The organism is Bdellovibrio bacteriovorus HD100 (assembly GCF_000196175.1).
Lineage (GTDB): Bacteria > Bdellovibrionota > Bdellovibrionia > Bdellovibrionales > Bdellovibrionaceae > Bdellovibrio > Bdellovibrio bacteriovorus.
Genome location: NC_005363.1, coordinates 829,021 through 854,085, shown reverse-complemented (window position 1 = coordinate 854,085; position 25,065 = coordinate 829,021). Strand labels below are relative to the sequence as shown.

Genomic DNA, 25,065 nt, shown 5'->3' with positions numbered 1-25,065 from the left:
TGTCTTGAATCTACTAAATCATAGCCCTATTTAACTATAAAGGAGAATGAACCCTTTCTTCATGCGTTATTAAGCATTGCTTAACAATACAAATGCCAGAAATTGTTAAGTAATTCTTAAAAGCACATAAAGACGAAGATGGTTTTTCAATGACGGCCGGTGCCGTACTATTGGTTCTGATCATGAAACATTCAACAAAGGAACTCCTATGATCCAGGCTAAAGGCATGGCGGCCCCTACCTCCAAAGCACCTCTTAAACCCTACACTTTTGAGCGTCGCGACCCGAAAGATCATGACGTTGTTATCGACATCAAATACTGCGGCATCTGCCACTCGGACATTCACATGGTGCGTGATGAATGGGGACCGGGCCATTTCCCGATGGTGCCAGGTCACGAAATTGCCGGCGTTGTCCGCGCGGTAGGCCCGAAGGTCACCAAATACAAGGTCGGCGACCATGTCGGCGTCGGTTGCCTGGTGGATTCCTGTGCCGAATGCGCGCACTGCAAACAGGATCTGGAACAGTACTGCATGGAAGGTCAGACCCTGACTTACGGATCTATGGAGCGTGATGGTTCCGGCATCACTCAAGGTGGCTATTCGAACGTGATTGTTGTCAAAGAAAGCTTCGTCGTGCGCATTCCAGACTCTTTGCCTTTGGATAAGGCGGCTCCCCTTCTGTGCGCAGGAATCACGCTGTATTCCCCACTGGCGCACTGGAAAGCCGGTCCCGGCAAAAAAGTGGCTATCATGGGACTGGGTGGCCTGGGACACATGGGTGTGAAACTGGCCAAGGCCATGGGTGCCGAAGTCACCGTGCTGAGCCACTCCGAAAGCAAACGTGATGACGCTTTAAAGCTGGGTGCGGATCGCTTTGTGCTGACCAAAAACGCCGACGCGTTCAAGGACAATGCAATGTACTTTGATCTGATCATCAACACGGTTTCATCGGCGGATCTTGAAATGGCGCGCTATTTCAGTTTACTGAAACTGGATGGGACGCTGGTGTCTGTGGGAGCTCCCGACAAGCCTCTGTCTGTAAACGTCTTCCCGCTGATTTTGATGCGTCGAAATTTTGCAGGATCTGCGATCGGCGGCTTGAAAGAAACCCAGGAGATGCTCGACTTCTGCGCGAAACACAATATCACTCCGGAAATCGAACTGATCACACCTGATCAGGTGAACGTGGCTTACGAACGCGTTCTAAAAAGCGACGTGCGCTATCGATTCGTTCTGGACATGGGGAAAATCTAAAAACAGTTAAAAAAGAGGCCGGGAAACCGGCCTCTTTGCTTTACACACTTGCGTGAAACTTGATGTGACTTTCGATGAAAGTCGCAATGAAGTAATAGCTGTGATCGTACTGTTCTCGGTAGTTGACTTCGTAAGGTTGCCCCGCCGTTTTGCAGGCACCTTCAAAGTTCTGAGTCAGCAGTTGGCCTTTTTGCAGGAATTCATCCTGCGTTCCCTGATCAATCAGGATTTTGGCCGGATGGCGGGCACCACTACTTACCAATTCTGTGGCGTCGTACTGGGACCACACACTGGCATCACTCCCCAGATATCCAGTGAAGGCTTTTTGCCCCCAAGGACACTGCGCCGGATTCACAATCGGTGAAAACGCCGAAACTGAACGATACTTCCCGGGATTGCGCAACCCCAGAACCAAAGCACCATGCCCCCCCATCGAATGCCCCATGATGGAGATGTGCTCAGCAGACACTTCAAACTGTTTCTGTATCAGAGAATAAAGCTCATCATTCACATAGCTGTACATCCTGTAGTGGTCTTTATAACCATCCACTGTCGCATCCACGTAAAAGCCCGCGCCAGAGCCGAAGTCATAGGTGTCATGTTCCCCGGGAAGCTGTAAGCCCCGCGGCGAAGTGTCCGGACAGATCACCATCAGCTGATGCTCTGCCAGATATTTTTGTGCTCCTGCTTTGGTGATGAAGTTTTCATCGGTGCAGGTCAGACCTGAAAGCCAGATCACACAGCCTTTGGCTTTGCCCTCGGGGATGAAGGTTGAAAACTTCATCTTGGTTTTAGTCACAGCAGAATCGTGCTCCCAGAACTGCGTCAGTCCCTGGAATGTTTTATGCGTTTTTAAAGGTGTCAGATTCATGGATCCCCCGCCCGCTCTACATCTTGATGACAGAACGGATGCTTTTTCCTTCATGCATATAATCAAAGGCTTTGTTGATATCTTCAAGTGGCATTGTGAAGGTCACCATGTCATCAATGTTGATTTCGCCAGACATGTATTGCTCCACATAACCTGGAAGTTCGGTACGTCCTTTTACGCCACCGAATGCAGAGCCCTTCCACACGCGGCCCGTGACCAGTTGGAATGGACGGGTTGAAATCTCCTGCCCGGCGCCAGCCACACCAATCACGATGGACTGCCCCCAGCCACGGTGCGCACATTCCAATGCCGCACGCATCAACTGAGTATTCCCCACACACTCGAAGGAATAGTCCACGCCCCATTCGGTCATTTCCACAATCACCTGCTGAATGGGTTTGTCGTGCTTCTTGGGATTTACAAAGTCCGTGGCGCCGAATTTTTGCGCCATTTCCCATTTCGCGTCGTTGATGTCGATCGCGATGATACGGGAAGCCCCCGCCATTTTTGCGCCCTGAATGACAGACAGACCGATGCCGCCCAAACCAAAGACCGCCACAGTCGCACCCTTTTCAACCTTCGCCGTGTTCAAAACAGCACCGATCCCGGTGGTGACTCCGCACCCCAGCAAACATACTTTGTCCAGCGGTGCGGCCGGATTGACTTTCGCCAAAGCGATTTCCGGAACGACGGTGTATTCCGCGAAAGTGGAGCAGCCCATATAGTGATGAATCATTTTTCCGTCTTTAGAAAAGCGGGACGTCCCATCCGGCATCAGCCCTTTGCCTTGAGTCGCACGGATGCGCACGCACAGATTGGTCTTACCAGACAGACAGAATTTGCACTCTTTGCATTCAGGAGTATAAAGCGGAATCACGTGATCGCCTTTTTTCAAAGTGGTCACACCTTCTCCGACCTCCTCAACGATACCACCACCTTCGTGGCCCAGAATCACCGGAAACAAACCTTCAGGATCCGCCCCGGACAATGTGAAGGCGTCCGTATGGCATACGCCCGTGGCAACAACCCTGATCAGGACTTCGCCTTTTTTGGGTCCTTCCAGATCCACTTCTTCGATAGACAAGGGGGCTCCGGCTTTCCAGGCGACTGCGGCTTTGATTTTCATGTGATTCTCCTTAGTTAATAAGAAGGAATTATAATTTCCGAACCCCCGCTTGACTAGGCAACGAACGGAACAATACTGTTTCTATATGGAAACAATAAGATCTTTGCAGGGAATCATCGCTTTCGTCAAAATTGCCGACTCCGGAAGCTTTTCGGCAGCCGCTCAAGCCCTGGGTGTTTCCAAGTCCCATATCAGTAAAACCATCAGTCTGCTGGAGTCCGACCTGGGAGTGGCCCTGTTTGTCCGCTCCACCCGCAAGGTGCAACTGACCAGCGTCGGCGAACGCTTTCTGGAAACCTGCCGTCAGTCATTGCAAAACCTGGATTCCGCAAAAAAAGAAATCCTGGATCTGTCGAACACACCCCGCGGAGTTCTGCGTGTTACGCTGGCGGGAATCTTTGGGGAAGAGTACATCGCCCCCGTGGTGATTGACATGGCCAAGCGCTATCCCGATCTGAAGATCGAACTGGATTTTTCCAGCCGGGTTGTGGATTTGATCGAGGAAAAATTCGACGTGGCCATTCGCATAGGACACTTGGAGAACTCTTCATTGCTGGCCACTAAAATTGCCTCGCGGGTCGAATACGTTGTGGCCTCCAAAGCTTATCTGAGTGCAGCGCCAAGCCTCAAAGAGCCCGAAGACTTGGCGAACCACAACTGCATCGGGGAAAGATCCTCCTGGAGCTTCCGTAAACGGGGAAAATCTTTCCACATACCAGTGAAGGGCAATTTCAAATGCAACAACCCACGAGTATTACAAAAAGCGGCGCTGACCGGTCTGGGTATCGCAAGACTTCCCGGCTCGTATGCCTTTGAAGACATAAAAAAGGGCCGCCTGATTTCTCTGCTTGAAAATTTCAGCGAAGGCCGCAAAGACATCTGGGCCGTCACCCCGATTCGTCACAAACAAAACATCAATGTGAAGATCTTTATTCAAGAAGTTAAAAAGCACCTGTCAGATGACTATGCGGACGTCCTCTTTTAGCCTGTTTTTTGAGCAAATCCAGACTTCCGTGTCAATAAAGGCAAGTTTATCTGGCTGCACCCGATGAGTCCTTGCCAAGTTCCACTTCGTTTTTCATAATTTTTAGGTCTTCGACAATTAAGTCGAGCGTTTAAAAAGGGGATTACGTGAAATCATTCATCGTAGCATTGGCTGTTTTGGGTTCTGCTGTATCTGTGCAAGCTGCTTCCGGCCTTAAAGGCACTGGCGTTTATGGCGTAGCAGGTTGCGGTTTGGGTTCCTTGGTTTTCGGTAACGAAGAAGGCGCGATGCAAGTTATCGCTGCAACTTTGAACGGTACTGGTGTTCAAACTTTCGGTATCACTTCCGGTACTTCCAACTGCGGTAAAGGTCTTTTTGCCAAAGCTGAAGTAAACTCCTTCATCGAATCCAACTCTGTGGCTTTGGAAAACGACATCGCTCGTGGCCAAGGTGAGACTCTGTCCACTTTGAACAACATGCTGGGCTGTGATTCCAAATTCAACAGCACTCTTCAACAGAACTACAAAGAGATCTACGCTCCAGGTGTAAACTCTTCTGAAAAAATCGTTACTTTGGCTCAATCTTGCCAAGGCTAATGACTTTGAGTTTCTGCAACAAAAGCCTCATGAAAATGGGGCTTTTGCTTTTTTTTCTGACTGTGTCCTCGATGGCTCTGGCAACCAACGATCTGCCCTCCCGTGCCTCCACGGAAAACTGGGCCGACAACATCCAGTGGTTGCGACTTCTGCAATATGATAAGAACCTCTTTGGCGGCTATACCAGCCCAGCCGAAAATCCCGCTTTCTTCCTGCACCCCGATGGAAAAGAAAATCCCGCTCTGGAATTGCAAGCCACCATCTCGGCTCTTCTGGACCCGGAAAAGAAAATCAAATCCAAAGATGGACAGTTCAATGAATCCGCGGCCTGCGTTTTTCCCGCACGCAAACTGTGGCTGGAAAAAATCAGCGGCCAAAAACTGCCTTCACCTTCCTGTGAACGCTATGAAAGATTCCTGGAAATCCTGCAGCCGCAGTCTTTGACCTATGTGTTTTCATCCTACTATCTCAACAATCCCGCTTCGGCGTTTGGGCACACCTTCTTGCGCATCAATAAAAGCGCCTCATCCCGTGACGGCGAACGCTACGAGCTTTCTGATTATGGCGTCGGTTATGCTGCGGTGAAAGTTTCTGACAATCCGTTTATCTATTCATTCCTCGGCGTGTCCGGCCTGATGCCCGGAACCTTTGACATCAATCCGTATTACTACAAGGTTCGCGAATACAACGACTTTGAATCCCGGGACTTGTGGGAATATGACCTGAACTTCACCCCTGACGAAGTACAACTGATCGTCGCCAACATCTGGGAATTGATCAGTGCTGAATTCAACTATCACTACTTTAAAGAAAACTGCTCTTACCGCATTCTGGCTCTGCTGGAAGCCGCCCGGCCCTCATTGAACCTCACCAAGGATTTAAAATCCCAGGTGATGCCTGCTGACACCGTAGGAACCTTGTATGAACAAAACGGTCTGGTAAAGAACATCCACTATCGTCCTTCCATCCGCGCCACATTCGACACCCGTTATAAAAAGCTGGGGTCTGTCGAACAAGAACGCATCCGCCAGTTCGCCAGGAACGAGTCTTTGCCTCAGCTTGTCGAGGGCCTGCAAACCCAGCAAAAGCGCGACACACTGGATGCCGCCATGGACTATCTGGATTTCAGGTATCCAAAAGAGATTCTGCGCAAACAAGGTGCTTACCTGTTTAAAAAAGACATCCTGCTGGCCCGCGCTGAACTGGGTGGCGCCTCGGAACCTTTGACTGTCCCTGCGCCCTGGAACGAAGCCCCACACGATGCCCAAGGGTCCCGTCGTTGGGGCGCGGGATACCGCGAGTGGAATTCTGAGCGTTTCTATCTGCTCGACGCCAAGCTGTCTCTGCATGACCTGCTGGACCCTAAAAAAGGCTATCCACCCACCGCTGAAATCACCATGGGGTCTTTCAGCTTCAGCTTCAATCCGGACTCCGAGGAAGTGGCGCTGGATAAGGCCACCCTTTACGAAGTCATTTCGCTGTCACCAGTTGATGCTTTCAACAAGGGCTTCTCCTGGCGCTTGAAAGTTTCGGTCGAACGGGGCTACGAAAACGGTTGCTCTTCTTTGTGCCGTTGGACGGAGTTGAGCGGAGGCTCCGGCATCACGAAGTCTTATTGGAATGATCTTGATCTCAGTCTGTGGTTGCGAGCCACTGGCCAAACCAGCCCGGACTTTAACGGTGACACCTGGAAAATCGGTGCCGGACCTGCCGTAAGTGCGCGCTGGAATCGTGACTGGTTTGCGTTATTCGCTGAAAGCTACTATCGCTATGACTACAAAGGGATGGAGCATGAATATCGTCAGAACACACTGGGTGCGAACTTCAGTCTGAATAAATCCCTAAGTCTACGTTTGTCCGGTGAAGATACAAACTCCGTACAGCGCGCTGAGGCCCGCCTGCTTTACCACTACTAGACTTTGCTTAGGTTTCACAAGCCCCGCGTGAAACGGGGCCCGCAGCTAAAGAACCTTAAGGATGAGAGCGCAGATCGCGCTGGGAAGATTTATCCCCGCGAACTTCTCCTGCTTTGGAGATGTCCTCCCCACCGGATTCCTTGAGGATGCGCTCGGCCTTGTCCGCCCATTCACCATCATCAACGTGAACAGAGATAAGAATACCCCCGTCTTTCACATAACCTTCATAGCGTTTGGCTTCGTACTCTGGGATACCGATACCCACCAGTGCTCCCCCAAGTCCGCCGATCGCGCCACCGACTCCAAGCCCTGCCAAGGCGCTCATGATCGGACCTGCAGCAACCAACGGGCCCAACGCAGGAATCGTGGCGATCACACCAGCCCCCACCAGCCAGCCCAGGCTTCCGCCGATAATCGCTCCGGCACCAGCTCCGACTGTGGCCCCCTCGGGCGCCTTGGTTCCTTTTTCATGCGCGAAATCCCGTGTTTCGGATTTTTGCGGCATCAAGACTGAAATGTCGCTGTTACGAAAGCTTTCCGCCTTAAGGCGGTCCACACAGTTTTCTAGCTGACCCCGATTTCTAAAAATACCAAAAACCGACTTGTGACCTTTTTCCATCTTGGAACTCCTATTTTTTGACCGTCATCTGGTCTGTGACTTTGTTACCGGAAATTTCATTGGCAATCTTGCTGATCTTGTTCTTTTCATTCTGCGAGGCCACAGCCCCTTTCAATGTCACCATGCCGTTCTGACTGACGATGGTGATGTTTTTTCCCATCATCGACACCGAACCATCGCTGTTGATCTTTTCGCGAATAGCGCGGGTCAGAATCGTATCCGTTTCTTTCATCCCCTGGTCAGTGGCTGTCGTGGTGGTGTCTTTTTTCGTGGTGGAATAGGAGTCATCGCCTTTTGCAAGCGACGTGCAGGCTACTGCACTGATAAGTAAACCGACAAACAGATGTCTGAAGTTCATGATGGACCTCCATTGGTTAATCCCGCCACATGTAACTATGGATCCCGAACCTTGGGAACCATTGCATCCAAAATATGCCAAGAAGCCATAGAAACCGGTGGAGATCCACAAGCAACACAAAACTTTAACATAAAGGGCGGACCTTGATACCGGATCCGCCCTGGACATTACCTAGCAAGGAATCGACACCACAACGGACGCCCACGCACTTCACGAACCGAAGCGCTGGCGGTGTCCCCCGCCTCAACAACCTGATCAATGCGCTCCTGGACATCATAATCAGCGCTGTCACCCGATGGAGGTGCAAACGTAAAGACAACATACTTCATGTCCAGTGTGCCTCCAGTACTGTTGTGGAATGAACAGCTGTGCACATGTCCACTGGTTCTCAATTTCCCATAGTGGCTTTCCAAAAACTTCGCACCCGCAGTCAAAGAGGATGCCGTGATCAAAAACATCAAAATCGTTTTCATGCAGAACTCCTTTTTTTGTGAAGTCAGTCTGATAAAGTCCAGTGGCAACCGTCAACGACGATACAATTAAGAAGCGTCCATCAAAATATCCAAAGAAATCTGGTTAGGTATTTTTGTATCTTAAAGAACCGACGGACTTCCGAATGAAAAACAATTTCGTACAAACTAAAATAGAAGCATGGAATACAGAGTCGGCACGTCAGGTTGGGTCTATCCACCCTGGCGAAACACCTTTTATCCCCAGGATCTTCCCCAGAAGAAAGAGCTTTTCTTTGCCAGCCGACATCTGTCATCGATTGAAATCAATGGATCATTCTATTCATATCAAAAGCCCTCCACTTATCTTCATTGGTATTCGGAAACCCCGGAAGATTTTGTTTTCTCCGTAAAAGGACCGCAGTACATCACTCACATCCGCCGGCTGAAAGACGTTGAAATGCCCCTGGCGAACTTTTTTGCATCTGGAGTTTTGCATCTGCGCGAAAAGCTGGGGGTCTTTCTGTGGCAACTGCCTCCAAACTTTGTGTTCAATCCAGAGAAAGAAGATCGCCTTGAAACTTTCTTTCGCCTGCTTCCCCGCACCTTTGCCGAAGCCATAAAATTTGCTGAAAAATCAGAACGCTTTCACGATGGTTATCCTCCCGATTTGGCCGGAATAAAAAAGCAGATCCGCCATGCCATCGAGGTTCGCCATCACAGTTTTGAAAACCCTGAATTTATAAAACTTCTTCGTCGCAATAATGTAGCGCTGGTCTTTGCTGAGACCGCTGGCAAGTGGCCCTATATGGAAGATGTCACCAGTGACTTTCTGTACCTGCGTCTGCATGGCGACGACAGTTTCTATAAGAAAGGCTACCAGCCGGAACAGCTTCGCTGGTGGGCTCAGCGACTCAAGATATGGGCTCAAGGGAAAAGCCCCAAAGACAGTCTGACTTTGCTGCCTCCGGCGAACAGCAGCACCCGTGACATTTTTGTCTTCTTTGACAATGACTTAAAAATCAAAGCCCCTCAGGATGCTGAAGGGCTGATGTTGCTTCTGAACAAAAGCTGAAAATCAGTGGGACATCGGAGCAAACTGGTTGCCTGCCAAGGCGTCGATCTTCGCCGCACAAATAAAGTCATTTTCAGAAATACCACCCAGCCCCTCATTCACAGAATGGGTGTAAAACTTGACCACACAGCGATTGTAGCCTACCTCCAGCTCCGGATGGTGATCTTCCGTGTGAACGATAAAGGCAATAGCATTCACAAAGGCGATGGTCTGATAGTAGTTCTTAAATTCAAATGACTTGGCGATATGAAGGCCCTGCAGGCTCCAGCCATCCAGGACGGTGAGATATTGTTGGATTTCTTCCGGGGTGAGCGCCTGATCGACCGGGTGACTTTTCTTTCTTAAGAGTTCCGTCTGACTCATCATAGGGCCTCCGTTTGCTTAAACTCCATTGTCGCTTAAGCTCACGAAGGCCTCAATCTGACAGTTTACATAGAAGTTTCCCGTCTGTCGAATCGAGCAAACAGACTATAGACACAAGGAACCACGTAAAGAGTCAGGAAGGTGGAAACAAACACCCCGCCGATGACCGCGATAGCCATCGGCTGCCGGGCCTCTGCTCCCGGGCCCAGACTCATGGCCGCCGGCACAGCCCCGGCAATGGTCGCAAAGGATGTCATCAGGATCGGACGAAGACGTGTCGGACACGCTTCGATCAGTGCCTGATGCACGTGAATCTTTTCAGCATCCCTTCTTTGATTGGTGAAATCCACCAGCAGGATGGAGTTCTTTTTCACGATACCCATCAACAAGATCAAACCGATCATGCTGAAGATATTCAAAGACTGACCCCCAATCAACAGCGCCAGGAAAGCCCCTGAGAAGCTGAATGGCAAGGCCATGAAGACCGTCACCGGATCGATAAAGCTGTTAAACTGGGAAGCCAGAATCATGTAAGCCACGATAAATCCAAGCACGAGGGCAAAGATCAGACTCATGAAGCTTTGCTGGAATTCTTCAGCAGATCCACTCAGTAAAACTTTGTATTCCGCCGGCAGAACCTTGCGAGCAACTTCCTGGGCCTTGTCCACGGACTGCTGCTGACTCAGACCGGGGCCGATATTTCCATAAATGATAATCGACCGCTGACGGTTCTTGCGCGAAATGCTGGAAGCAACGGATGCCTCTTTGATATCAACCACCGAAGCAATTGGAACAAGCTCCCCGCGGTTGTTGCGCACTTTCAGATCTTTGATGCGCTCCTGCGGATTGCGGCCGTTTTCAAGCATCTTCACGCGAATATCATAACGATGCCCGCCCTTTTCATAGCTTCCAACCACCACGCCACCCATCATCGCATTAAGAACTTCGCCGATGGCAATCACACTGACACCGCGATCCGCCGCCTTTTGACGATTCGGGATGATCTGTACTTCCGGAGCCCCGGCCTGATAGTCCGAACTGACGTCCGTCATGATCTTGCTGGTTTTAAGCTCCTCCACAATCTGTTCTGAGAATTTACCCAGCTCATTCCAATCCGGCCCCTGAATACTGAACTCCACCGGGAAGCCCTTGCCTCCGCCGCCCCCGAAGCCCTGGGTTGACGGATCCTGCACCTGGGGTTTCGAATCCGGGATGGTTTTATTCAGGTACTCACGCACAACTTCGATGAATTCCTGCTGGCTCAGTTCTTTGTTCTTTTCCGCAGACTTGCCACGCTGGCCTTTGGGCTTCATGTCGACAAAGATGATGGCATTGTTGGCTTCACCACCGGTGAAGCCGCCGGCCGCCACGAAGGTCGAACTGACTTCGGAACGTTTAAGCAGGAAGTCTTCAATGATCTTCACCTTTTCGTCGGTGAATGAAATAGCTGATTTGGGTGGATTGCTGATTTGAATCATCAGGGAACTTTGATCCTGCGCCGGCTGGAACTCCCCTTTCAGGAAGACCACTGATCCAAAGCTCAAGACAAAGAAAAACAATGAGGCGAGAATCACCTTCCAGCGATGGTTCAACGAGATCTCCAGACTGCGTGTGTAGGCATTCTTAAGACGGTCGAACAGATGCTCAAATCCGCGGCCGATACGGGTGGTGCGCTCTCCGGTATCCACAAACTGAGAAGCACGCATCGGTGTCAGCGTCAGGGCTTCCAGAAGGGAAATCATGACCGCAGCACTCATGGTCACACCGAACTGGAACAGGAACCGACCGATCAGACCTTCCATAAACGCGATCGGCAAGAAGATGGCCACCAGAGACACAGAAGCCGCCATGGCGGCGAAGGTGATTTCTCTGGCTCCAACCAGAGCGGCTTCGCGTTTGGTTTTCCCCATTTCCAGGTGCCTGATGATATTTTCCAGAACCATGATGGCATCATCGACGACGATACCAATCGCCAAACTTAAACCCATCAATGTAAAGATATTCAGGGTGAAGCCGGCAAAGTAAAGAATGATGAAACTTCCCAGCACGGATGTCGGGATCGCCAGCAAAACGTTGAAGGTTGATGACCAGGATCCCAGGAAAAGCCAGCACACCAAAGAAGTCAGAATGGCCGCCAGAATCAGGGTCAACACCAGCTCGTGCACGGACTCTTCCACGAACTTGGTGCCGTCATAATTCACAACGATCTGCATTCCTTCCGGCAGGGTCTTTTGAATCTCGGCAATGCGGCCCTTCACTGCGTGAGCCACTGTCACCGCATTCGAGCCGCGTTGTTTGACCACGCCCAGGCCCACGGCTGCTTTGCCGTTGGCACGCGCAAACTGCACGACATCGACCATGCCCTCTTTAAACTCCACCACTTTTTCCAGAGGAATCGGCATATAGTTCGGTCCACCGCCACGGGAGTTCACCAGGATCTTGTTGAACTGTTCGATGGTTTTGGCTTCACCCAACGTGCGCAGGCTGTATTCGGTTTTGTTGTACTCCGCACGTCCGGCGGGAGGTTCCGCATGCTCCGTGCGCAGAGTGTTGGTCACATCAATCACTGACAGAGCATAACGATTCAGGTCTTCATTGCGGACCCAGACCCGCATGTTCGGCTCCAGATAACCCGGCATCCACAGGTTCCCCACCCCTGGGACTGTCGTCAAACGGTCCCGGACATAGTCCTTTACAAAGACCATCATTTCTTCCAGTGGCATCTTGTTACTGGAAAGAGACAGCCACATGATCGGGAAGTCCTCAGGATTAATTTTCATCACCGTCGGTGAATCCATGTTTTGCGGCAAAGCATCCTGAATCTGGGACATCTTGGCCTGCACATCCTGGAAGGCGACATCAATATCGCGCTCCAGATCGAACTCCACTGTGATGTCCGAGGTGCTGTTACGGGCCACCGAAGAAATATTCTTCACACCCTGGATACTGATCAGGGCATCTTCGATCGGGTCAATAACATCGGCTTCCATCACTTCCGGAGCCGCGCCCTCGTAGCGCACGGAGATGGAAATCACCGGGAAGTCCACATCCGGAAGTTCACTGACGCCCATGCGCATAAAGCTGATCGCCCCAAAGACGATCAGACCGAACATCAACATCCAGGCAAAGACGGGTCTGCGAATAGATAAATCAGACAATGTCATCTTAGTCTTCCTTCACTTTCGGAACTTCAATTTCTGCCGAAGCCACTTTCAGCTTCACCAGTTCCATCTGGGCCGCAAAACGGGCCTGATCCAGGGCGCGGGCCGCGATCCTGAAATCAGTCAAAGCCATCTGCACATCGATATTGCGAGCCAGTCCACGGCGATAGTCTTTCTGTAAAACCTTGTAGTTGCGCTCGGACAGCTCCCCGGCTTTTTCCAAAGCCTCGACCTGCTTCAAGCGTGTTTTAAAGTTTTCATAATACGCACGGATTTCCTGATCAGCCTGCCGACGCAAGCGGGACAGCAGCAAGTCCGCTTCAATGCGCTTGGACGCGGCCTCTCGCACGCGGGACTGAGTCGTGCCGCCCTCAAACAGTGGCACCGTCAGCTTCAACTGCACGTCCCAGTTCAGATCCTCGCTGAAACCATCCGGTCTTTTGAAATAATAGTTGCCGGTCAGATCCAACGAAGGCCAGTGCGCCCCTTTGGCAATACTGACTTCCTCTTCCATAGCCTGATGCTGGCTGCGGGCCGCCTTCACATCATGCCGGCTTTCAATCCTGTCCAGATAGGACTGCAAGGGCGCGACTTTCACTGATTTTGCCAGCTCCGGATCAGTCAGAGGCTCTGTTGTGGGAAGGCCCGTCAGGAAGGCAAAAGCTTCACGCGCCATTTTCAGATTTCCGGTGATGATTTCAAATTCAGCGTTTAAAGCAGCCTGGCTGCTTTGTGCGGTCAGCGCATCAGATGAACTGGATTCCCCCCGGCGCACTCGCGAAGACAGCTCTTTCACCCGTTCATCATAGATTTTCAGCTGAACAGAGATGTTGTCCAAATCCTGCTCCAGCGTCAGGATGTTCAAATACGAACTGGTGACATCCTGATAAAGCTGAATCAGCGCCTGATTGCGGATCTCTGCCTGGGACTGCACCAGATCTTTTTGCTGACGGACGGCTGCGAATTCACGCAATCCCCGGAACAAAACCTGATTCGCCGTCAAGGCGACTGTGGTCTGCCGCTCTGGGAAGAACTGCTTTGCCACCGGATCAGAGGGCGCCGGCTGCATGAAATAAGTGGCGTTGGCATTAATCTGCGGGAACATTCCTCCCCGGACCTGCTTTACTCGCTCACGAATTTGTTGAACTTGTTCGTTCTGGATTCCGACAGTCTCATTTTTCTGCAAAGCGGACTGATAGGCCTCCTGCAAAGTCGCAGAATAAGCACCTGAAGAAAGAACTGCGGAAAGACACACAATTGAAAGAGATGTTTTTCGTAGCATCCCATTATTCTTACTGAGGCCTCGCAATTTTCAAGACAGATTATTTTAAAGGCGCGTTGGGCCAGATAAAAAAAGGCCGAAGTTTCCTTCGGCCTTTCCATCTTCCACGTTTGGTGAAAATTATTTGATAATAGCTGGTGGATAGTAGTTACCAGCACCCGCCTGCAGGAGCGCAGGAACAGAGTCCATGAAGTCAGCCATACCACCTACACGAATCGCACCGCCCGTTGCATTGTAGTTCGGGTGGGAGTAACTTACGAAGCGACCTTCATCAACCAGGAAATAGCCACGGAAGTTTGAGCCTTGGCCCTTTTTCAGATTCTTGTCGATCTCATAACGATCCCCGGACAAGCCGGAAGCCGCAGATTTACTGTAGTTCAAAGGCATCACCGTCGGATAGCGGTCCACCTGATAAACACCACGTTCAATCAGATTCACCCCAGGAACAGCACTGATGCCCTGAGCACGGATCGTCGCTGCATCCGCCGTCAAACCGTTGGACTGCGCCGCGCCGTTGGTCAACAACATCCATTCCCAAGGAAGAGGGCGCTGGGAATCACGGTATCTGGAGAACGGAGCTGCCTCACGAGAAGCCTCTCGAGCATACACGCGATAGATGTCAGTGCCCGGACCCAAGAGGTGTCTCATGTAGGCCACCGCCTGATTTTCCAAGCGCGTGCAGCCATGAGAACCCGGGTTGCTGAAGAAGTTGATCATCTTCATGCGTGTGATTTCAATTGGTTTGGAACCATCTTTGCCCCAGCCCATCGTGCCGTGGATCCATTGATAGTTCACACCGCCGTTTTCACCGGCTGGAGTCAACTTGGCTGCATACCAACCAAAGGCGCCATAGTTGGAAGTCTTACCCTGTTCATTTTTACGAAGCCATTTTCTTGCACCCATGTAGAGGCTCATGCTGTCTGTCACTGGATCTGGAATGTCTTTGATGTTCTGACCTGGAGTGTACCAGCGAGGATAGAAGGCCTTGCCGTCCTGATAGAACTTCACCCATTCAGAAATACGGGAATGACCCACCCATGTTTTATAGGCGTTGTCATCCTGACCATCACCCTCTTCAGGGCGGCCCACAACCATGTCGGTTTCCATCACCATTTTATGAGCACATCCCGGAGTCGCCGTGCAACGCTCATAAATACGGGTTTTTTCTGTGGCAATATTCTGAACCACAAAATAACGGGACGTTGGCAAGGTCAGCTCACGCTCACTCAGATAATCTTTGGACACAAAGAAATCAGAAGATATATATGGAGAGACAGTGGTGGACTTGATGATCTTCACCTGAACCAGCGGCGTCGCCTCGTTCAACACGTCGTACACTTCCACCACATCATTCTTGGACAGCTTGCCAATCACATTGTTAGCGGTGGTGGAGTTGCTGGAGCGAACGTTCAGCGTATCGACTGAAATATAGTAACGCTTACCTACGATCAACTGGCTCTTACTCACAACCTGGGCGGAAGCATCCGCGACCTGGGCAGAGACAGGGGAACCAGCCAAAACACTCATAAGAACCGCTGCTGCGACTCCGACTAAAGAAGCTTTCATATAATCTCCATTCATTGCAACCAGCCATAAAGCAAGAAGCGTGAATGGACGCTGGCACCCTCTATTCAAATAGAACCGGGTTTGAGAAATGGTGCTATGAAAGAAATACCCTGCGAAGCTCAATGAGGGCCCTGCAATGCAGGCCCAAAAGGTGTCTAAAACTTTGACAGGAAGAGTTTAAAAATGGATCCCATTTTCATAATAGGCTTCTTTTGCAAGAACCTGGAAGACAATCACCACATCCTCATAATCGGCGATGGACTTGATCTGCCGGGTGATAATCGACGCACATTCATCCTGAACTTCCTGAGAACGGGCAAACCAAAGGACTTCAATGAAGGGATAAGAATCGGTTTGCTGCCCGCCAGAGAAAAACTGTGTCTGGACCAGTTCAAAAGTGAAGTTATCGACCGGAGTTTTCATCGCCGGAGCCAGTTCTTTGGCAAGGCTGTCACTGAGCAGCTGAACATGTTCTTTTTTTACGGCGCGCATTCTGATGTGTGGCATGTGGGGAAGCATACCACAGGACTATTTGATACCCAAACGGGTTTTGATCAGTTCCAAATCCGCAGCCTGCTGCTGCAACTGTTTTTTAAGTTCGGCATTTTCCCGACGCAGAATCTTATTATCCTCTTCAACGGAAGCAATGCGACGATCATGGTCTTGGCAGATACCATGCAGATCCTGGACAGCATTCACCGTCGCCCAATGAATCGGATCCACATTCAATTCAAGATAGCCGTCTTCCCGTTTTTTTACTGCATCAGGAATCACCGCTTGGACTTCCTGGGCGACAAATCCCGTCATTGGAACATCCGATGGCAGCTTCAGGGGATTGCCCTCTTTATAGTTATAACGAATCGTGCGCAGCTTCAGAATCTCATTCAGTCCGTATTCATAGTTGCCATGGATGTCTTTCAGACGACGGTCCGAAGCGTTGGTCCAAGCCGTTCCCGTGCTCAATCCCGCGGTTCCCACGACATGAAGCTTATAAGATGGGATCGTGGCTCCGATCCCGACATTTCCGTTCTTATCAATCAACATATGAGTCACCGAGTTTGTGACCGCGGCATCGGCCGCCCCCGCATCTGCGGAAGTCGTAAAGTACAAAGACCCATTCACCGGCGAAAAGCCCACTCCACCAGCGTAACCCGAAGCTCCAGAATATCCCCCATATCTGAGAGTGCCATTGTGATAGCTGTTGAAGAAGTGAACCAAGTCACCGCCCGTATGGAAGAAATGGCCTTTTTTGATTTCCAACGGCTGTCTTGGGGTGTCGGCCTGAATACCGATGTAGCCGTTGGTACTGGCCCGCAGCGCTTCAGTGGAACCGATCCACATTCCAATTTGCGAGGTCGAATAGAGATTCAATCCACCCGTGTCCGTACCCGCCACCACAGTTGCCCGTGGTTTTTGCGCTGTCAAGGAGCCCGGCCCCGTGTACCCCGCCCCTTGATGGGACAGATAACCATAACGAGCCCCCGACGGAGCTGTTCCAAACAGGAAGAGTGCTCGCGACGCGGCTCCTGTGTCATCCGTATTCAAAAGATACTGTATGACATCCGCCGTGGAAGAACCCGTCACGTGCAGAATGCCTGACGGGTTGGTGGTTCCAATACCCACCGCGCCTTCAGAAGAAATCGTCATGCGCGTTTGACGAGCCGTCGTCCCCAAAGCCGTCGTGCCAAAATCAATACTGGTCCCGTGGGCGGTTGCTGTGAAATTCTCGGCCGCCAGAATCTGAACCGCACCGGAATTTGACGAGAAGTTGGTTGCATTATACGCCCCCAAACCATAAAGGCCCATCAAGCGGTCTCCGGCCTGCACCGCTGTGCGGGCCGCATCCGTACCACGCGATTTGTAAAACGCGATCTCGGCCCCGATGTTTGAATCCACCGCCCGCCCGGCAAGAATGGTACCGTTCACATTCCCCGTCACATGCAACGGTGCTGCCGGAGTGGCCGTGCCAATCCCGACAAGACCGCCACTTGTGATCAGCATGTCCGGCGTTTGATTGCTGTTATGGGTGAAAAAAGCCATTCCGCGCGGAGCTGTCCCGACTGTACGGGAATACAACCACGACCAACTGTTACCGCTGTCATAGCCCAGACTCAGTCCGTTGGCGGATGCATCCTGAAAGGCTGCCACACCGTAGTCACCGTTCACTCCGGCAGTTCCGTGCACCTGCAGTTTGGCAGAAGGACTTGTCGCGCCGATCCCCACATTCCCGTCACGATGAACTGCAATGCGGGTTTGATTGTTGGTTTCAATATTCAATCCATACCAGTCATCGGTTCCAAGGCTGACGTCCGAAGCAAAGGTGTTGCCATTCTTTAAAAACACATCCGGCAGATCCGCGGCGGCGATGGTTCGGAAAGACGGGGTCCCGTTCCCTCCGCTGGGTGCCGCCAGGAATGTTTTTGCTGTCTGTGATCCAAAGTTCGAGGCTGAAACCACAATATTGGAACACACCATCGTATCCGTCAAAGAGGACCAGGTCAGTGTCTGCGAAGACGTACAACTGGTTGTCGGGAACATGGTGTTGGTGGCCGTCACCGCTGAACGAATATCTGCGAGAGACAGGAAGGCCGGAACATAGGACGAGACGCCATCATACCTTAGAATCTGCCCAGCGGAAGTTGGTGCCGTGGCACTGATGGTCTTTCCACGAAGCCCGACCACCGTTGCAGCTCCTGTATTGCTTAAACTAGCGTCTCCGCTCATTGCCACACCTGTGGCAACATTAGAGCCATTCCCCACAAAGATGTTGGCAGAGTTTAATGTTGTGCCCAGCTTGCCATTAAAGGTTGTCCAGTCGGCAGCACTCAAAGCCCCTGCCTGTGACCCACTTGCCGTCTGAATCCCCAGCAGCGGAGCACTTGCCGTCCCCCCTTGAGTCAGTGGCGCGTTGACCGTCAGGGAGCCTACCCCGACGTCCACGTTCTGACAGAGGAATTTACCCAGGCCCGCAGACCAGTACATAGTCTGTCCCGTCGAACAACCTGCATCACCCACCGCAGTATTAAAAGAACTTTGCGTGACGTAGCCACTGAGTGTGGCGGCCAAGCCAGTAACATCCCCGGTGGCGATGGCCGATGAAACCCACTGAGCCCCATTGTACTTCAGGAAGTTCCCGCTGGTCGGAGCCGCTGACGACACATCCACACCCTGGATCTTTGCGACCGTCGGGTTGGGATAATTTCCACTCAAGTCACCGGTCGCACTGCCCGTTGGAACACGGGCATCGGAAAGACGGGCATCATTCCCCGCCGCCACCGTATTCGCCGCCGTCCCCACATTCAATGTCAGCGTGGGAGTTGAAGTTCCATTCACAACAGTCAGATAGGCATTGGAGGAAGTCACATCTGTAACAGTCCCCCCGCTGGCACCCGCCACTGCCGCACAGGAAAAATTAGTTCCGTTATAGCTAAGGAATGTCCCTGCCCCGCACGTCGGAATCACCGACCGCAACACAAAGTCTGCGGCGGTGTTGCCGCCCAGCTTCGCTGCCGAGTAAGCAAAGCCCGCATAGGGCACAGAACGGACTTCAGAATCAGGAGAGATCAGCTTCCAACCAGAGCCATCATGAAACTGCACACGCAGACGACGAATCTCATCAAAGGCCGGAGTGTATATGGCTCCGCCATCACAGGTGAAGCTGGTTCCGGAGTTCTGAAAGGCATCCAAAAGTTTAAATGTCGGTGCCGCCGGATACCCTTTGGTTCCGTTGCCAATAGGCACGTCAAATACGCCCCCAGAGTTGGCAAGATTGATCCCGTTAACCTGTTCACGATAAATCACACACAAACCGTCAGGACTGGTGATTTCAAAACTGAAGCTGACGTTATTGTATTCCAGTGGAGTTCCATCCACTTTCAGAATCCGCCCCTGGTAAGTCAGAGAATTAGGGGCCGCTGTCACAAATTGAGACAGAAAGAAGAAAGCGAAGAAAAAGTACGTTCCGTGGTTCTTCATGAAATACTTATCGGCGCCCTTTTAGTCGATATTTAACTGAATAAAAGAAATACTCCTCACCTCTGTCCAATTACCGCTCATACCTGCGTAGATGACAGAACATGACACGTTCGTAAGGCAGCTCAGGACTTTTAGTAGAGTGACTTCTATTTATCTCAACAAAGACCCCCCACTCAGACCTCCTAAAAATTGACCCCTTCCCCACAAGGAGAATACTGAAGACGTTCTACAAAAAAGGAGAAGACTATGAAAACAATCATTCTAACAGCTTTGCTTAGTGTCGGTCTGACGGCACAGGCCAACCAAGACTCAGCGACGACGAGTGCATTGGAATTTTCCAAAGAGGAGGCGCAAACGACTCCCCGAGGAGTTCTTCCCTTCCTGGGATTGGGTGGTGGTTACACTGGCTATGAAACCAATGGCGCAACTGAAGGGACACCTTCCACAATCAAACTGCTGGGTTCCCTGTATATGGAAAGCCCTTGGGTCATGGACCTCGGTTACGGTGTAAGCAACCAGCAATTCAGTCAGTCCACCGGCACGACCAATGACACCGCGATCACCGATGGTGCATTGGAATTTGCGGCCCGCTATATCTCTGAAAATCGCTGGCAGTTCGGTGTCGTGGGCAATCAATTGTACAACCAAGGTGAAAACTACACCGCAGATCAGGCTGATGCCCACTTTGTAGGTTTGCAACTGTTGAAAGAGTTTAACATGACTCCAAGCTGGTTGGCCCGCCTGGGTGTTCGCGCCCAAGCCCTGACGAACAATACCGAACAGCAAGTCGGCATGTACATGATCGATCTGCAGATCGGATGGAACCCAAGCGCTTATAAACCATCCGTCAGATCCACAGCCGCAGCTGAACCGACTGTGATGGAAGAGGTCCAAGAGGACATCACCTATCAGGAACGTGTGGAACCAGCTCGTCCAGTGGCTGCTGTTGAGGCCGGATCCGCATTGAAAGATGTGAACATGAATATGATTGCCGGAGCCGGCAGCGCGATTCAGTTCCGATCATCTCAATATGCAATCTCCGGAGCTGACAATCGCAAACTGCAGCAGGTGGCCAAGGTTCTGAATGAAAATCCAGACCTGGTTGAAAGAGTCGAAATTCACGGCTATGCCGACGCCACAGGAACTGATGAGATCAATCAACGAATCTCTCAAGCCCGCGCGGACTCCGTGAAAAATATCCTGGAAAGAAATGGCTTCACGAATGTTGAAGCTGTGGGTAAAGGAGCAACTGACTCTACAGGCATCCGATCCCAAGACCGCCGTGCAGAACTGGTCTTTGTCGGTGTGAAGGATGAAGAGGCTTTGAAACGCGCTCTTTCTACCATCCGCTAGAAACTACCAGAAACAATAGTATCCAAAAACGCGAGCCCTCACGGGGTTCGCGTTTTTTTATTCGCCGTTGAACATGATAGCCATGTCCTGATCAAAGTCGGAATCGACTTCCTTGGAAAACTCACTCCATTCCTGATACAGATAATCCTCTTCCGCCCCTGCCACCACCGCAGGCTTCTGGGTTTTCACCGCAATCACCAGGGCCAGAGTCGCCGCCATCGCAGGCACCAGCACCCACCACGCCCGCTGACGACGGTGCTTGCGATCTTCGATGTGGCGCCAGATCCGCGAGGACTCTCCCAAAGGGGCGTCCGGCACCGGGGCCGCATTTTCTTTAAGAAAATTTTTGAATGAATCATCACTCATAGACTCACTCCTTTCTTACCCAGTAAATCGCTCATCTTCTGACGAGCCAGGCTTAAACGGGATTTCACTGTTCCCTCGGGGATCTCCAGTGCCAGCGCAATATCCTTCAAGGATTGATCCTCCAGATAAAAAAGAACCACCACCGCACGCATATCCATCTCCAATGTGCCCAAGGCCAGATCAACCAGTTCTCGGTTGGAAAGATTCTTTTCCAGACTTTCTTCCACTTGCTCGGGACTGACTTCTTCCTTGCGCCCCGCCTTGCGCAGATGATCCACAGCGCAGTTATAGGCAATACGATAAAGCCAGGTTGAGGCCTCACTTTCCGCACGGAACTTGTTTCGATGTTCCCAGGCTTTCATAAATGCCTCCTGAGTCAGGTCACTCAAGGCGGACTCACCAACCAAACGAAACAACAGGCCCCGCACTTTGGGTGCATGGGCCTCATAGAACTTCGCAAAGTCAGCGGCATCAGAAAAACTCACAAAAGCGCCTACTCCTCAGATCCTTGGGACCCATGGCTGAATAACTTGGCTCTCTGCTCCTCCGTCAAAACATCGCGGGCCGACAGCAACGTGTCCAGGCGAGCCTTAGACAACTGCTGCTTTTTTTCCAGCATGCTTTGATAAGCGGCAGTCACCGCTTCTTTGGAGGCATTGCTGCGCAAAGCTTCCTTGAAGGCCTTGCGGGCCGTCCTCATATCCTCGCGACATTTTTGTTTCTCCGCCTTCGCCGCTTCACGGATGGCTTTGAGCTTTTCTTTTTGCTCCTCGGTCAGATTCAGCTCTTTCATCTTTTTAGGGCTGAAATGATTTTCCAAAGCAATCTCATCATTCTTGTGATGATCACGCCCCCCCGATCGAGCCCAGGCATTTGTAGACATCATTGTCGCGACGAGGGCTCCTGCCAAAACCAGATTAAACTTCATGGTTTCCTCCTGTTTTGAATATTTAGACGACAGCATCTGCCACCAGGTTCAAAAATTATTGTCTAGGACCCTAATGATCAGGGTCCCTCTAAAATCGATCTGAGAATCGTTTTAACGGCCTTTAGCATGGTCTCCAGCTCCATTGAAGCTGGACGTTCCGCTTTACCCTCAGCTTGCTCCGGAAGGTAAGGGACATGTATAAAGCAGGCCACAGTCCCGGGTGAAGAGCCCAGCACCTGCAAAGTTCTAAAGTAAACATTGTTGCAGACATAGCCGCCCGCGCTCAGAGAAATTTCCACCGGGATCTGATGCTCTTTCAGAAGCTGCATCCACTGTTCAACGGGGGCCGCAGTGAAAAGCGCGGCGGGTGCTTCCGGGGAAATACTCCCCCGCACCGGGGTGCTGCCATCTTCGTCGGGTCTTTCCGTTTCATTCCAGTTCAAACCCACACGCTCAAGGCAGATATTCTTGCGACCACCGGCTTGTCCCAACATCAAAACCACATCGTAAGTTTGCATCGCCATTGCCGCTGCCACAAGCCTTGGGGCTTTTGCAAAAGACACTGGCAGCAGCAGCGTGTGCACCTGATCATTAAACGTCAAATCCCTCTTGATGTTTTCAAGAAGGATTTGGCTGGGATTGATGGGTTCGCCCAGAAATGGTTCAAACCCCGTAAGAAGAATCTTTTTATTGTTCATTATTCGAAGTGGCTACCCCTATTCGAAGTGGCTTCGCCATGTCATATAGAAGTCACTGCTATATGTACCATTCAGCGGATGGCCTTTGATACGGAATTCCACTTTCGTGTTGAATTCACGGGTCAAGGCCTGCGCTTCAGCATCGGTACGAGGTACACGTGCGCCCATCTTACTCAAAGATGAAATTGGCACCCAGTACTCACGCGTGCTGGTGCATAGGCCACTGCCGGACCAAGGGCCCTTATCTGCACAATCACGTCCCCCATTCCAGTTGAAAAGACGGAAGACAACCTTCGCCTGATTGGAATTGGAGTAAAAGTGCCAGCTCTGGCCAATGTGCTCATACTGCGAGCCCAATTTTTTGAATCCAAAGGTCCAAGGCATCTCTTGCTTGGTGTTGTAAGTGTCCACAAACTCCGGACTGTGAGTCAGAACAAACGTGCGCAAAACTGCTGCCGAGGCCTGGGCCCCATAGGATGAAGAGAATCCACAATGGTTGCCGTATTTCAGATTCAACACACCCACGTTCGCTGACTTTTCATACAGATCATCATGCTCCATCACTTCCGCATTGACACGGTTGTTCACCACCGAGTCGTCCTTTGAAGCCCATACCATCAAAGGTGTTTTGACTTCCTCTTTCCAGTTCCAGAAGTTGTTACTTTTAAAGAAGGCTGGCGTGGTGCTGGCAATCCCACGACGCTGCAGGGATGTGGAGGCCAATGAACCAATATAGTCCGCCATGTCCTTGCGACTTGAAGGAATGTGATTGTCCGTGATCAGATCCGGCACATCGGTGACATAGTTACGAGCCTCTTTGAAGTGCTCTTTCGTCATTTTCGCAAACGCACGGCCCACCACTTGCGTGCCATACAAATGATCCAGCGTCGGGCGAAGACTGATCACCGGGCAAATTGCTGTTACAGAGTTATAAACCTTACGACCATTCGGCAAAAGATACTTGTCATTGAATGCGGCCCCCATAACGGCGGCATTACCTCCAAGACTGATACCCATCAGGTGCAGACTGGAAATGCGGTCTTTGTGCTCCCACTTTTCCATCATCCATTTGCCAACTTCAATGGCTTCATAACCTTCCGACCAACCGCCCAGAGTCACGCGCTTATTGTAATAGATGTAATCCATGCCCGTCTGATTCGCCAAAAGCAAAACGTTGAACGGAGACTGGTCAAACAAGTGCATCAGATAGCTTTTCATCGAAGCCGACTGGGAAGCCGAGCAGAACACCCCGCACTTCACAATGACCAACGGACGCGGACGCGCATCCTGCTTCAAGGCCAAAACCCCTGGGACACGGGTGCCATCAGGAAGTTTAACCATGAACTCTTTCACCTGAGGGTGCGAGAAGAATGGATACTGGAATTTGGAGAATTTCAAAAGACCCAGCAGGCCTGTCCATGATTTCTGCGTCAGCTCGCCTGAACATTTAGCAAAGTAAGCGCGCGCCACATTATAGTACTGGGCCGTGCTCAACTTCTTGCCAATAATGCTGTCTTCGAAGCGGCGCGGATCACAGGAAGGAGTGATTTCTTTGGTACTCAATCCATCCGGAACTTCCTCAAAAATTCCTTTTGCTGTCGGAACATCCTGACCAGCTTCTTTCGCCAGTTCCTGATAGAACTGTGTTTCCAGATCGACTTTCGGCGCATCGGCCAAAGACTGGGCCTGAGCTGAAAAAGTCAAAGATGATGCAATACCAATCCCAACAAACATGCTGAAAATCTGCAGCGACATTTTACTACCTCACGTACTTCGAAAGGCTTATCGGGGGCGGTTTTTAGAGGGTTTAGAGAAAACTCAGATTGTCTAAACCCTAGACAAAATAACGGAAAGTCCCGACCAAAGACGACCACGTGTTTCCACAAAACATCCCCCTTGAAAATCAGAAAGCACCCGATGACTGTTTCAATTTGAAATGCATCGGATGGACCGGGATAGATAGATAGATAGATAGATAGATAGATAGATAGAACGAACGAACGAACGAACGAACGAAGTTTGAAAGAGATAGAACCTCTTTGTCTAATCCAAAAAAGAAAAACCCCACCTAAAATGATGGGGTTCCAAAAAGCTCTTTGTTTTAGAAGTCAGAATTTGATCTT

22 protein-coding genes are annotated in these 25,065 nt (G+C 51.0%); 6 read left to right on the top strand and 16 right to left on the bottom strand.

Going from position 1 to position 25,065, the window contains the following annotated elements:
- The first annotated feature begins 208 nt into the window (after positions 1–208).
- On the top strand, positions 209–1,255 hold the full coding sequence (locus BD_RS04150) for an NAD(P)-dependent alcohol dehydrogenase (protein ID WP_011163445.1): 1,047 nt from the start codon (positions 209–211) through the stop codon (positions 1,253–1,255).
- Positions 1,256–1,295: 40 nt separating this feature from the next.
- On the opposite strand, the gene fghA is transcribed toward BD_RS04150, so the two are convergent.
- Positions 1,296–2,126, bottom strand: coding sequence for an S-formylglutathione hydrolase (fghA, locus tag BD_RS04145; RefSeq protein WP_011163444.1), 831 nt, complete (start codon positions 2,124–2,126; stop codon positions 1,296–1,298).
- A gap of 16 nt (positions 2,127–2,142) precedes the next feature.
- The gene (locus tag BD_RS04140; RefSeq protein ID WP_011163443.1) at positions 2,143–3,252 is read right to left on the bottom strand and encodes an S-(hydroxymethyl)glutathione dehydrogenase/class III alcohol dehydrogenase; all 1,110 of its coding nucleotides are present in this window, start codon (positions 3,250–3,252) and stop codon (positions 2,143–2,145) included.
- A gap of 85 nt (positions 3,253–3,337) precedes the next feature.
- Here BD_RS04140 and BD_RS04135 point away from each other — a divergent pair, with 85 nt between their 5' ends.
- The 3 genes from BD_RS04135 to BD_RS04125 all read left to right on the top strand — a co-directional run bounded on the left by BD_RS04135 (position 3,338) and on the right by BD_RS04125 (position 6,749).
- The gene (locus BD_RS04135) at positions 3,338–4,237 is read left to right on the top strand and encodes a LysR family transcriptional regulator (protein ID WP_041583465.1); all 900 of its coding nucleotides are present in this window, start codon (positions 3,338–3,340) and stop codon (positions 4,235–4,237) included.
- A 146-nt stretch (positions 4,238–4,383) separates the two neighbouring features.
- Positions 4,384–4,833, top strand: a complete 450-nt coding sequence (locus tag BD_RS04130) for a DUF3015 family protein (protein WP_011163441.1) — start codon at positions 4,384–4,386, stop codon at positions 4,831–4,833.
- Positions 4,834–4,868: 35 nt separating this feature from the next.
- Entirely contained in the window at positions 4,869–6,749 is a 1,881-nt protein-coding gene (locus tag BD_RS04125; protein ID WP_231839339.1) for an Lnb N-terminal periplasmic domain-containing protein, read from the top strand.
- Between the two features lie 55 nt (positions 6,750–6,804).
- On the opposite strand, the gene BD_RS04120 is transcribed toward BD_RS04125, so the two are convergent.
- The 3 genes from BD_RS04120 to BD_RS04110 all read right to left on the bottom strand — a co-directional run bounded on the left by BD_RS04120 (position 6,805) and on the right by BD_RS04110 (position 8,199).
- Entirely contained in the window at positions 6,805–7,368 is a 564-nt protein-coding gene (locus BD_RS04120; protein ID WP_011163439.1) for a hypothetical protein, read from the bottom strand.
- A gap of 10 nt (positions 7,369–7,378) precedes the next feature.
- Positions 7,379–7,726 carry a BON domain-containing protein gene (locus BD_RS04115; RefSeq protein WP_050792898.1) on the bottom strand — a complete coding sequence of 116 codons (348 nt, stop codon included), beginning with the start codon at positions 7,724–7,726 and terminating at the stop codon, positions 7,379–7,381.
- 167 nt (positions 7,727–7,893) lie between these two features.
- Complete coding sequence (locus BD_RS04110; RefSeq protein WP_011163437.1) at positions 7,894–8,199, bottom strand: hypothetical protein; 306 nt, start codon at positions 8,197–8,199, stop codon at positions 7,894–7,896.
- A gap of 178 nt (positions 8,200–8,377) precedes the next feature.
- Here BD_RS04110 and BD_RS04105 point away from each other — a divergent pair, with 178 nt between their 5' ends.
- Positions 8,378–9,250 carry a DUF72 domain-containing protein gene (locus BD_RS04105; RefSeq protein WP_011163436.1) on the top strand — a complete coding sequence of 291 codons (873 nt, stop codon included), beginning with the start codon at positions 8,378–8,380 and terminating at the stop codon, positions 9,248–9,250.
- Positions 9,251–9,253: 3 nt separating this feature from the next.
- Here BD_RS04105 and BD_RS04100 read toward each other — a convergent pair whose 3' ends face one another.
- The 6 genes from BD_RS04100 to BD_RS04075 all read right to left on the bottom strand — a co-directional run bounded on the left by BD_RS04100 (position 9,254) and on the right by BD_RS04075 (position 19,597).
- Positions 9,254–9,616 (bottom strand): 4a-hydroxytetrahydrobiopterin dehydratase, encoded by a 363-nt coding sequence (locus BD_RS04100; RefSeq protein ID WP_011163435.1) that lies wholly within the window; start codon positions 9,614–9,616, stop codon positions 9,254–9,256.
- Between the two features lie 62 nt (positions 9,617–9,678).
- Positions 9,679–12,777: an efflux RND transporter permease subunit gene (locus tag BD_RS04095; RefSeq protein ID WP_011163434.1), complete on the bottom strand. Its 3,099-nt coding sequence runs from the start codon at positions 12,775–12,777 to the stop codon at positions 9,679–9,681.
- 1 nt (position 12,778) lies between these two features.
- Entirely contained in the window at positions 12,779–14,056 is a 1,278-nt protein-coding gene (locus tag BD_RS04090) for a TolC family protein (RefSeq protein ID WP_041583464.1), read from the bottom strand.
- A 120-nt stretch (positions 14,057–14,176) separates the two neighbouring features.
- Positions 14,177–15,622 carry a L,D-transpeptidase family protein gene (locus BD_RS04085; RefSeq protein ID WP_226987918.1) on the bottom strand — a complete coding sequence of 482 codons (1,446 nt, stop codon included), beginning with the start codon at positions 15,620–15,622 and terminating at the stop codon, positions 14,177–14,179.
- Between the two features lie 177 nt (positions 15,623–15,799).
- Positions 15,800–16,129, bottom strand: coding sequence for a DUF1904 domain-containing protein (locus BD_RS04080; protein WP_038452108.1), 330 nt, complete (start codon positions 16,127–16,129; stop codon positions 15,800–15,802).
- A gap of 21 nt (positions 16,130–16,150) precedes the next feature.
- Entirely contained in the window at positions 16,151–19,597 is a 3,447-nt protein-coding gene (locus BD_RS04075; RefSeq protein WP_011163430.1) for a tail fiber domain-containing protein, read from the bottom strand.
- A 246-nt stretch (positions 19,598–19,843) separates the two neighbouring features.
- Here BD_RS04075 and BD_RS04070 point away from each other — a divergent pair, with 246 nt between their 5' ends.
- Positions 19,844–20,950, top strand: a complete 1,107-nt coding sequence (locus BD_RS04070; RefSeq protein WP_011163429.1) for an OmpA family protein — start codon at positions 19,844–19,846, stop codon at positions 20,948–20,950.
- A 57-nt stretch (positions 20,951–21,007) separates the two neighbouring features.
- On the opposite strand, the gene BD_RS04065 is transcribed toward BD_RS04070, so the two are convergent.
- The 5 genes from BD_RS04065 to BD_RS04045 all read right to left on the bottom strand — a co-directional run bounded on the left by BD_RS04065 (position 21,008) and on the right by BD_RS04045 (position 24,697).
- A complete protein-coding gene (locus tag BD_RS04065; protein WP_011163428.1) occupies positions 21,008–21,316 on the bottom strand; it encodes a hypothetical protein in 309 nt (102 codons plus the stop codon).
- Positions 21,313–21,801, bottom strand: a complete 489-nt coding sequence (locus BD_RS04060) for an RNA polymerase sigma factor (RefSeq protein WP_011163427.1) — start codon at positions 21,799–21,801, stop codon at positions 21,313–21,315. Before BD_RS04060 ends, BD_RS04065 begins: the two co-directional genes overlap by 4 nt.
- 8 nt (positions 21,802–21,809) lie before the next feature.
- Positions 21,810–22,244: a Spy/CpxP family protein refolding chaperone gene (locus tag BD_RS04055; protein ID WP_011163426.1), complete on the bottom strand. Its 435-nt coding sequence runs from the start codon at positions 22,242–22,244 to the stop codon at positions 21,810–21,812.
- A gap of 77 nt (positions 22,245–22,321) precedes the next feature.
- Positions 22,322–22,942 carry a pyroglutamyl-peptidase I gene (locus BD_RS04050; protein ID WP_011163425.1) on the bottom strand — a complete coding sequence of 207 codons (621 nt, stop codon included), beginning with the start codon at positions 22,940–22,942 and terminating at the stop codon, positions 22,322–22,324.
- 18 nt (positions 22,943–22,960) lie between these two features.
- The gene (locus BD_RS04045; RefSeq protein WP_011163424.1) at positions 22,961–24,697 is read right to left on the bottom strand and encodes an alpha/beta hydrolase family protein; all 1,737 of its coding nucleotides are present in this window, start codon (positions 24,695–24,697) and stop codon (positions 22,961–22,963) included.
- Positions 24,698–25,065 lie beyond the last annotated feature (368 nt).

Excerpts from the sequence above, each read along its gene's own strand:
- BD_RS04150 (WP_011163445.1), top strand. The coding sequence starts at position 209 with ATGATCCAGGCTAAAGGCATGGCGGCCCCTACCTCCAAAGCACCTCTT.
- fghA (WP_011163444.1), bottom strand. The coding sequence starts at position 2,126 with ATGAATCTGACACCTTTAAAAACGCATAAAACATTCCAGGGACTGACG.
- BD_RS04140 (WP_011163443.1), bottom strand. The coding sequence starts at position 3,252 with ATGAAAATCAAAGCCGCAGTCGCCTGGAAAGCCGGAGCCCCCTTGTCT.
- BD_RS04135 (WP_041583465.1), top strand. The coding sequence starts at position 3,338 with ATGGAAACAATAAGATCTTTGCAGGGAATCATCGCTTTCGTCAAAATT.
- BD_RS04125 (WP_231839339.1), top strand. The coding sequence starts at position 4,869 with ATGGGGCTTTTGCTTTTTTTTCTGACTGTGTCCTCGATGGCTCTGGCA.
- BD_RS04120 (WP_011163439.1), bottom strand. The coding sequence starts at position 7,368 with ATGGAAAAAGGTCACAAGTCGGTTTTTGGTATTTTTAGAAATCGGGGT.
- BD_RS04115 (WP_050792898.1), bottom strand. The coding sequence starts at position 7,726 with ATGAACTTCAGACATCTGTTTGTCGGTTTACTTATCAGTGCAGTAGCC.
- BD_RS04110 (WP_011163437.1), bottom strand. The coding sequence starts at position 8,199 with ATGAAAACGATTTTGATGTTTTTGATCACGGCATCCTCTTTGACTGCG.
- BD_RS04105 (WP_011163436.1), top strand. The coding sequence starts at position 8,378 with ATGGAATACAGAGTCGGCACGTCAGGTTGGGTCTATCCACCCTGGCGA.
- BD_RS04100 (WP_011163435.1), bottom strand. The coding sequence starts at position 9,616 with ATGATGAGTCAGACGGAACTCTTAAGAAAGAAAAGTCACCCGGTCGAT.
- BD_RS04095 (WP_011163434.1), bottom strand. The coding sequence starts at position 12,777 with ATGACATTGTCTGATTTATCTATTCGCAGACCCGTCTTTGCCTGGATG.
- BD_RS04090 (WP_041583464.1), bottom strand. The coding sequence starts at position 14,056 with ATGCTACGAAAAACATCTCTTTCAATTGTGTGTCTTTCCGCAGTTCTT.
- BD_RS04085 (WP_226987918.1), bottom strand. The coding sequence starts at position 15,622 with ATGAAAGCTTCTTTAGTCGGAGTCGCAGCAGCGGTTCTTATGAGTGTT.
- BD_RS04080 (WP_038452108.1), bottom strand. The coding sequence starts at position 16,129 with ATGCCACACATCAGAATGCGCGCCGTAAAAAAAGAACATGTTCAGCTG.
- BD_RS04075 (WP_011163430.1), bottom strand. The coding sequence starts at position 19,597 with ATGAAGAACCACGGAACGTACTTTTTCTTCGCTTTCTTCTTTCTGTCT.
- BD_RS04070 (WP_011163429.1), top strand. The coding sequence starts at position 19,844 with ATGAAAACAATCATTCTAACAGCTTTGCTTAGTGTCGGTCTGACGGCA.
- BD_RS04065 (WP_011163428.1), bottom strand. The coding sequence starts at position 21,316 with ATGAGTGATGATTCATTCAAAAATTTTCTTAAAGAAAATGCGGCCCCG.
- BD_RS04055 (WP_011163426.1), bottom strand. The coding sequence starts at position 22,244 with ATGAAGTTTAATCTGGTTTTGGCAGGAGCCCTCGTCGCGACAATGATG.
- BD_RS04050 (WP_011163425.1), bottom strand. The coding sequence starts at position 22,942 with ATGAACAATAAAAAGATTCTTCTTACGGGGTTTGAACCATTTCTGGGC.
- BD_RS04045 (WP_011163424.1), bottom strand. The coding sequence starts at position 24,697 with ATGTCGCTGCAGATTTTCAGCATGTTTGTTGGGATTGGTATTGCATCA.